8 protein-coding genes are annotated in these 7,773 nt (G+C 68.9%); 5 read left to right on the top strand and 3 right to left on the bottom strand.

Features of this window, described 5'->3' with window-relative positions; all coding sequences use genetic code 11:
• Positions 1 to 52: 52 nt before the first annotated feature.
• Together ACFWP7_RS35135 and ACFWP7_RS35130 are read right to left on the bottom strand one after the other, a co-directional pair.
• Positions 53 to 391 (bottom strand): PRC-barrel domain containing protein, encoded by a 339-nt coding sequence (locus ACFWP7_RS35135; protein ID WP_384390157.1) that lies wholly within the window; start codon positions 389 to 391, stop codon positions 53 to 55.
• A gap of 226 nt (positions 392 to 617) precedes the next feature.
• On the bottom strand, positions 618 to 791 hold the full coding sequence (locus ACFWP7_RS35130) for a hydrophobic protein (RefSeq protein ID WP_384390141.1): 174 nt from the start codon (positions 789 to 791) through the stop codon (positions 618 to 620).
• Positions 792 to 1,018: 227 nt separating this feature from the next.
• Here ACFWP7_RS35130 and ACFWP7_RS35125 point away from each other — a divergent pair, with 227 nt between their 5' ends.
• The 4 genes from ACFWP7_RS35125 to ACFWP7_RS35110 all read left to right on the top strand — a co-directional run bounded on the left by ACFWP7_RS35125 (position 1,019) and on the right by ACFWP7_RS35110 (position 4,340).
• Positions 1,019 to 2,203, top strand: coding sequence for a phosphatidylserine/phosphatidylglycerophosphate/cardiolipin synthase family protein (locus ACFWP7_RS35125; RefSeq protein ID WP_384390154.1), 1,185 nt, complete (start codon positions 1,019 to 1,021; stop codon positions 2,201 to 2,203).
• 79 nt (positions 2,204 to 2,282) lie between these two features.
• Complete coding sequence (locus tag ACFWP7_RS35120) at positions 2,283 to 2,525, top strand: DUF6411 family protein (protein WP_384390138.1); 243 nt, start codon at positions 2,283 to 2,285, stop codon at positions 2,523 to 2,525.
• Between the two features lie 39 nt (positions 2,526 to 2,564).
• Positions 2,565 to 3,521: a polyphosphate kinase 2 gene (gene ppk2 / locus ACFWP7_RS35115; RefSeq protein ID WP_384390136.1), complete on the top strand. Its 957-nt coding sequence runs from the start codon at positions 2,565 to 2,567 to the stop codon at positions 3,519 to 3,521.
• Positions 3,522 to 3,710: 189 nt separating this feature from the next.
• Positions 3,711 to 4,340: a helix-turn-helix domain-containing protein gene (locus ACFWP7_RS35110; protein WP_384390151.1), complete on the top strand. Its 630-nt coding sequence runs from the start codon at positions 3,711 to 3,713 to the stop codon at positions 4,338 to 4,340.
• A 52-nt stretch (positions 4,341 to 4,392) separates the two neighbouring features.
• On the opposite strand, the gene ACFWP7_RS35105 is transcribed toward ACFWP7_RS35110, so the two are convergent.
• Positions 4,393 to 5,421 (bottom strand): ATP-dependent 6-phosphofructokinase, encoded by a 1,029-nt coding sequence (locus tag ACFWP7_RS35105; protein ID WP_384390133.1) that lies wholly within the window; start codon positions 5,419 to 5,421, stop codon positions 4,393 to 4,395.
• Positions 5,422 to 5,679: 258 nt separating this feature from the next.
• On the opposite strand from ACFWP7_RS35105, the gene pta reads away from it, so the two are divergent.
• Positions 5,680 to 7,770, top strand: a complete 2,091-nt coding sequence (gene pta, locus ACFWP7_RS35100; RefSeq protein ID WP_384390130.1) for a phosphate acetyltransferase — start codon at positions 5,680 to 5,682, stop codon at positions 7,768 to 7,770.
• Positions 7,771 to 7,773 lie beyond the last annotated feature (3 nt).

The following is a 7,773-nucleotide window of genomic DNA, read 5'->3' as shown; positions in this document are numbered from 1 at the left end:
GACCCCAGAGGGGCCGGCCAACGCCGCGTGCGGGTGGCGTCCGAGTCAGATGTCAGTCGCGCGGGGTGCCGTAGTAGCCACCGACCTGCTCGTGGTAGCCCGCATCCCCGATGTGCTTGTCCTTGTCGAACTCGGGGGAGTTCTTGATCTCTTCCTTGGTACGGCCGACGAAGACCTTCTTGTCGGTCGTGTCCACGCTGGTGATGGTGCCGGCCGGCAGCAGCACGTGCTTGCCGAAGATCCACACACCGGTGTCGACGACGATGTAGGCGGAGCCGACCTCCTCGGAGTACTTGTCGACCTTGCCGATGTGGCCGTCGGTCGCCTCCACCTTGAAGCCCGTCAGATCCAGGCCCGCCTGGTAACCCGACGTCGGCTGGTAACCCCACATGTCCGTCACGATAAGTCCCTTCGTTCAGCTTTACAGAATTACGCCGGACGCTGGTGAGCGCCGGTGTCTTTGCTGACGGGAGGCGGGTTCCCGATACGGTCCCCGCCATGCACAGGAAGTCTTGTTGAAATCCGTGCGGTCCGTCGGGAGCGGCGCACTACCCGGTCTTTTCAGCCACGGTCGCTTGCGCGCCGAACCCTCGCCCTGCTGCGCGTGAAACCGCCGTCTACCAGCGGTACCAGCGGCTGCGCTTACCTCCGCCACCGGCCGCGGGCCTGAGGACGAACCCCAACACCCACACCACGAGAACAATCACCGCTATCCACCACAGTGCTTTCAGTGCGAAGCCCGCGCCGAAAAGGATGAGAGCGAGAAGAAGAACAAGAAGCAGGGGAACCATGATTATCAACCTCCGGACAATCAGGTGCCCTGGCCCTAACCGATCATGCATACCGATTTCCGGGTTTGAGTCTGCTATTCGGGGTTACAGGGTCCGCCGCTATCGTTCTTCTTCGACCGGCAGGGAGCGCCGTGACCAGCACACGCAGTGAGACGGAAGGGTCCGGGGCGACCGCCTCCCCGCGGCTGCCCCCGGCGGAGAACAAGCTGTCCCCAGCCCAGGACAAGCTGTCCCCAGCCCAGGACAAGCTGTCCCCGGCCGCGAGCAGACAGCGGCTGCGCCGTCGCCTGGAACGGCTGATCGGTATCGCCGCCACCGAAGGCAACTCCCTGACGGTGCTGCGCAACGGGGACGAGATCTTCCCGGCGATGCTGGAGAGCATCCGCGGCGCCGAGCACACCGTGGACATGATGACGTTCGTCTACTGGCGCGGGGAGATAGCCCGCCGGTTCGCGACCGCGCTGGCCGACCGGGCCCGTGCCGGTGTACGGGTGCGGCTGCTGCTGGACGGCTTCGGCAGCCGGCTGATCGAGCAGGACCTGCTGGAGATGATGGAGGAGGCCGGGGCCGAAGTGGCCTGGTTCCGCAAGCCCTTGTACCTCTCGCCCTTCAAGCAGAACCACCGCTGCCACCGCAAGGTGCTGGTCGTGGACGAGGAGACGGCGTTCACCGGCGGGGTGGGCATCGCCGAGGAGTGGTGCGGTGACGCCCGTAACGAGCACGAGTGGCGCGACACCCACGCCCGGGTACGCGGACCCGCGGTGGACGGCATCGCCGCCGCCTTCGCCCAGAACTGGGCCGAGTGCCACGACACCCTCTTCGACACCCGCGACCGCTTCACCGACCACGCGTCCGAGGGCGGCGCCGTGGTCCAGGTCGTCCGCGGTTCGGCCAGCATCGGCTGGCAGGACATGCAGACCCTCCTGCGGGTCGTGATCGAGTCCGCCCAGGAGCGACTGCGCCTGGCCACCGCCTACTTCGCCCCCGAGGCCTACTTCGTCGACCTGCTGTGCTCCGCCGCCCGGCGCGGTGTCGAGGTGGAGATCCTGCTGCCCGGCCCCCATACCGACAAGCGCGTCTGCCAGTTGGCCGGCCAGCGCTTCTACGAGGACCTGCTCGCCTGCGGGGTGCGCATCTTCCAGTACCAGCCGACGATGATGCACGCCAAGGTCATCACCGTCGACAGGGTCGCGGCCCTGGTCGGCTCCACCAACCTCAACCGCCGCTCCCTCGACCACGACGAGGAGGTCATGCTCGCCGTCCTGGACGAGGAGTTCACCGCCACCCTCGACGGGCACTTCGACGAGGACCTGCGCGCCTGCGAGCGGATCGAGAAGGGCCGCTGGAAACGCCGCTCCGCAGCGCAGCGCCTGTGGGAGGCGTCCGTGGCCCCCATCCGCCGGTTCCTGTAGATCGCCCTCCGGATCACATGGGGACGGCACAACAGGGCACTCGTCCTGCATCCGACCGACAACACGAAGGAGTCCACCGATGCTGATCGTCGCCATCGTCGCCGTATGCGTGGTCCTGGCCGTACTGGCCTTCTTCGTCCCCCGCCTCTCCCGCCACCCCGAGCGCGGCACGCAGCGCACGCTCGGCGTCGGTGCCCGGGCCGGCGACAAGGCGCCCGGCTTCCTGGGCAGGCTGCTCAGCAAGCCGTTCCACAGCAGTTCCCGTGCCGTCGGCCGCAGCAGCTCGGCCGGCCGCCGCACCCGCGGCCGCATGCCCTTCTGACCGCGCATGAACAGCACCGACGCGAAGGGCTGACCGCGCATGAACAGCACCGACGCGGAAGGCCTGTTGGACGGCCTCACCGTCGACGCCAGTCGCCGCGAGCAGCCGATCGTCCTGGACGAGACCGGGCGGCCGATCAAGACCTGGCGGGAGAACCATCCCTATGACCGCAAAGTCAGCCGCAAAAGGTACGAGCGGGAAAAACGCGTCCTGCAGATAGAGATGCTCAAGCTCCAGCACTGGGTCAAGGACACCGGCGCACGCGTGGTCGTCGTATGCGAGGGGCGTGACGCGGCCGGCAAGGGCGGCACCATCCAGCGCTTCACCGAGCGGCTCAACCCCCGCGGCGCGCGGGTGGTCGCCCTGGACAAGCCCAACGACCGGGAGAGCGGTCAGTGGTACTTCCAGCGGTACATCGCGCATCTGCCGACGGCGGGAGAGATCGTCTTCTTCGACCGCTCCTGGTACAACCGCGTCGGTGTGGAGCGGGTGATGGGCTACTGCTCGAAGGAGGAGTGGGAGCTGTTCTTCAGGCAGTGCCCGGCCTTCGAGCGGATGCTCGTCGACGACGGGATCCTGCTGGTGAAGCTCTGGTTCTCCGTGTCCCGCTCCGAGCAGCGCACCCGCTTCGCCATCCGGCAGGTCGACCCGGTGCGCCGGTGGAAGCTCTCCCCCACCGACCTCGCGTCGCTGGACCTGTGGGACGACTACACCGAGGCGAAGGTCGACATGTTCCGCGCCACGGACACGGAGCACGCCCCGTGGACGGTCGTCAAAAGCAACGACAAGCGGCGCGCCCGGCTGGAAGCCATGCGCGGACTGCTCTCGCGCGTCGACTACGCCGACAAGGACCCCGAGGCGGTCGGCACCACCGACCCGCTCATCGTCGGCCCCGCCGACACCCTCCTGGAACCCGGCGAGGAGGACACGGCACTCTCCCCCACTCCGCTGTCCCACGGCACCACGGGCCCCGGCAACCACCCTGAAACCGCCTGACGCAGAAGCGGCCACCCAGGGATCGACGGCCGAAACCGTATGTTCCTACAATCCGTGATTGTGGCCGAACAGACCGTAGTCACCGCCGCCCCCGGCCCATACCTTGACCGCGTGCACCGACCGCAGGCCCATCAGCCCACCCCACCCTTCAACGCCCCGGCCGCCCGCAGACTGCGGGCGGCGCTAGGAATGGGGCCCGAGCATGTCGCGTACGGGATGCGAGCCTCGTACGGGCTTCCCTACGTCACCCCGGACCTGGTCGCCGCCTGGGAACGCGGGATCGCCGAGCCGAGCGCGCCCGAACTCACCGCGCTCGCGGGCGTGTTGTGGTGCTCGCTGGGTGAACTCATCGGCGCGCCACGGACCTTGCGCGAGCACCGCGTCGCACGCGGCCTCGCCGCCGACGACCTCGCGCGCTCCGTCGGCCTCGAACTCCTCGCGTACCAGCGGATGGAGGAGTCCGGCGAGTGGCGCGGCAACGAGCGACAGTCGGCCACGCTCGCCGAGGTCCTCGACCTCTCGCTGCGCGACTTCGTCACGGTGACGGGGCGCGACGACAAACTCGCGGAGCTGCTGCGCAGCGCGATGACGACGCGCTGGCAGGCGTACGTCCGCCCGGTCGCCAAAATGGTGTCCCTTGACCGGCGTCTCCTGGAGGACGTCCTGGAGGAGATGCACACCGACTACCAGGGGCAGATGGTCGCCTCGCTGAGCTGGGGCGACGGTTCGGCCGCCACCGACGCCGGCGAGTCGGGCCGGGACTTCCTGGACCGGATCGTCGACCACTTCTGGTCGATGGTCCAGAGAACCACGTACTGAAGCCCCGAGCCAACCACCAGCGGAGACGGCCTTAGGACCCTTTTAGAACCCTTTAGAACACCGACTCCGCCTCGTCCATCCGGTCCTTCGGCACCGTCTTCAGCTCAGCGGTCGCGTCCGCCAGCGGCACCATTTCGATCTCGGTGCCACGCAGGGCCGTCATCCTGCCGAACTCGCCGCGGTGGGCGGCCTCGACGGCGTGCCAGCCGAAGCGGGTGGCGAGTACGCGGTCGTACGCGGTCGGCGTACCGCCGCGCTGGATGTGGCCGAGGATGACCGGCTTGGCCTCCTTGCCGAGGCGCCGTTCCAGCTCGAACGCGAGGGCCGTGCCGATGCCCTGGAAGCGCTCGTGGCCGAACTTGTCGATCGCGCCGTGGCCGTAGTCCATGGTGCCCTCGGCGGGGTGCGCGCCTTCGGCGACGCAGATGACGGCGAACTTCTTGCCGCGCGCGAAGCGTTCCTCGACCATCGCCACCAGGTCGGCCGGGTCGAAGGGGCGCTCGGGCAGGCAGATGCCGTGGGCGCCGGCCGCCATGCCGGACTCCAGGGCGATCCAGCCGGCGTGCCGGCCCATGACCTCGACGACCATCACGCGCTGGTGGGACTCGGCGGTGGTCTTCAGCCGGTCCATCGCCTCGGTGGCGACACCCACCGCCGTGTCGAAGCCGAAGGTCCGATCCGTGCCCGAAATGTCGTTGTCGATCGTCTTCGGGACGCCGACGACGGGGAGGCCTCCGGAGTCCGAGAGCATCCGGGCGGCGGTCAGCGTGCCCTCGCCCCCGATCGGGATGAGCACGTCGATGCCGAATTCACGGGCCATGTCCTGCGCGTTCTCGCAGGCCTCCCGGAGCCGGTCGCGCTGCAGACGGGAGGAGCCGAGGATGGTGCCGCCGCGGGCGAGGATGCCGCTGACCCCGTCGAGGTCGAGGGTGCGGAAGCGGCCTTCGAGCAGGCCGGCGTAACCGTCCTCGAAGCCGACGACCTCGTCCCCGAAGTTGGTGACCGCTCGGTGCACGACCGACCGGATCACTGCGTTCAGGCCAGGACAGTCGCCGCCTGCGGTGAGAACTCCGATGCGCATCGTGCTGTTTCTCCTGCTCGCTGCCGGTACGTGTGAGCCGGTCCGATTCTTTCACGGCGCGAAGGGCATCGTCGCTTCCGTACGCCCCACCAGGACGTTCTCCCTGGCGGGCGCCTTAGCCACCCACAGAGGTATTGTCAAGAGGCTCCCGCTCACCTTAGTGGGCTATTTGCCGAGCCCCAAAAAACACCGCCAGAACCACTGACAACAGTCTCCCGACGAAGAGACGACGAAGAGACGAACGGATGGAGAGCACGCGTGACGCGCAGCGTGTACGTGACCGGGATCGACCGCGGCGACGGCCGTCAGGTCGTCGAGCTGGGAGTCATGGAACTCCTGACCCGCCAGGTCGACCGGGTGGGGGTGTTCCGTCCGCTCGTGCACGACGGTCCGGACCGGCTCTTCGAGCTGCTGCGCGCCCGCTACCGCCTCACCCAGGACCCGGCGACGGTCTACGGCATGGACTACCACGAGGCATCCGCGCTCCAGGCCGAGCAGGGCACGGACGAGCTGGTGTCCACGCTGGTCGACCGTTTTCATCTCGTCGCCCGTGACTACGACGTCGTCCTCGTCCTCGGCACCGACTTCGCCGACACCCAGTTCCCCGACGAACTGGCGCTCAACGCCCGTCTGGCGAACGAGTTCGGCGCGTCCGTCATCCCGGTCGTCGGCGGCCGGGGGCAGACCTCGGAGTCCGTGCGCGCCGAGACGCGCAACGCCTACCGCGCGTACGACGGACTCGGCTGCGACGTTCTCGCGATGATCGTGAACCGGGTCGCCCCCGCCGACCGCGCCGGGATACACGAGCGGCTCGACAGCCGTCTCCCGGTGCCCAGTTACGTACTCCCGGACGAGCCCGCGCTCTCCGCGCCCACCGTCGCGCAGATCACCCAGGCGCTCGGCGGCACGGTGCTCCTCGGCGACAGTGCGGGGCTCGCGCGCGACGCGCTCGACTTCGTCTTCGGCGGCGCGATGCTGCCGAACTTCCTGGGCGCCCTGACCCCCGGCTGTCTGGTCGTCACCCCCGGCGACCGCGCCGACCTGGTCATCGGCTCGCTCGCCGCGCACAGTGCGGGCACCCCGCCCATCGCCGGCGTCCTGCTCACCCTCAACGAGCGGCCCACCGACGAGATCCTCACCCTCGCTGCCCGCCTCGCGCCCGGCACCCCGGTCGTCTCGGTGGCCGGCAACTCCTTCCCCACCGCGACCGAACTCTTCGGCCTGGAAGGGAAGTTGAACGCCGCGACGCCGAGAAAGGCGGAGACGGCGCTCGGACTCTTCGAGCGGTACGTGGACACCGGCGACCTCCTCAAGCGCGTCTCCGCGCCGAGCAGCGACCGCCTCACGCCCATGATGTTCGAGCACAAGCTCCTGGAGCAGGCCCGCTCCGACAAGCGCCGTGTCGTGCTGCCGGAAGGCACCGAGGAGCGCGTCCTGCACGCCGCCGAGGTGCTGCTGCGCCGGGGCGTCTGCGACCTGACACTGCTCGGCCCCCTCGACCAGATCCGCAAGAAGGCCGCCGACCTCGGCATCGACCTCGGCGCCACCCAGCTCATCGACCCGGCGACCTCCGAACTGCGCGACCGCTTCGCGGAGAGGTACGCCCAGCTGCGCGCCCACCGCGGCGTGAGCGTCGAGCTGGCGTACGACGTCGTCGCCGACGTGAACTACTTCGGGACGCTGATGGTGCAGGAGGGCCTCGCCGACGGCATGGTGTCGGGCTGCGTGCACTCCACCGCCGCCACCATCCGGCCCGCCTTCGAGATCATCAAGACCAAGCCGGACACGAAGATCGTGTCCTCCGTCTTCTTCATGTGCCTGGCCGACAAGGTCCTCGTCTACGGCGACTGCGCGGTCAACCCGGACCCGAACGCCGAGCAGCTCTGCGACATCGCCATCCAGTCGGCCGCCACCGCCGGGCAGTTCGGCGTCGAGCCGCGGATCGCGATGCTGTCGTACTCGACGGGTACGTCCGGCACGGGCGCCGACGTCGACAAGGTGCGCGAGGCGACCGAGCTGGTGCGACTGCGCCGCCCCGAGCTGCGGATCGAGGGGCCGATCCAGTACGACGCGGCCGTCGAGCCGTCCGTCGCGGCCACCAAGATGCCGGAGTCGGAGGTCGCCGGGCAGGCGTCCGTGCTGATCTTCCCGGACCTCAACACCGGCAACAACACCTACAAGGCCGTGCAGCGCTCGGCCGGCGCGATCGCCGTCGGCCCGGTCCTGCAGGGCCTGCGCAAGCCCGTCAACGACCTGTCACGCGGTGCGCTCGTCCAGGACATCGTGAACACCGTCGCCATCACGGCGATCCAGGCCCAGAGCCCGAGCGAGAAGGCAACCGCCCAGTGAGCT

The sequence above is a fragment of the Streptomyces sp. NPDC058470 genome (assembly GCF_042721055.1).
Taxonomy (GTDB): Bacteria; Actinomycetota; Actinomycetes; order Streptomycetales; family Streptomycetaceae; genus Streptomyces.
The sequence above is the reverse complement of the archived record's forward strand: the minus strand, read 5'-3'. Positions and strand labels throughout refer to the sequence as shown.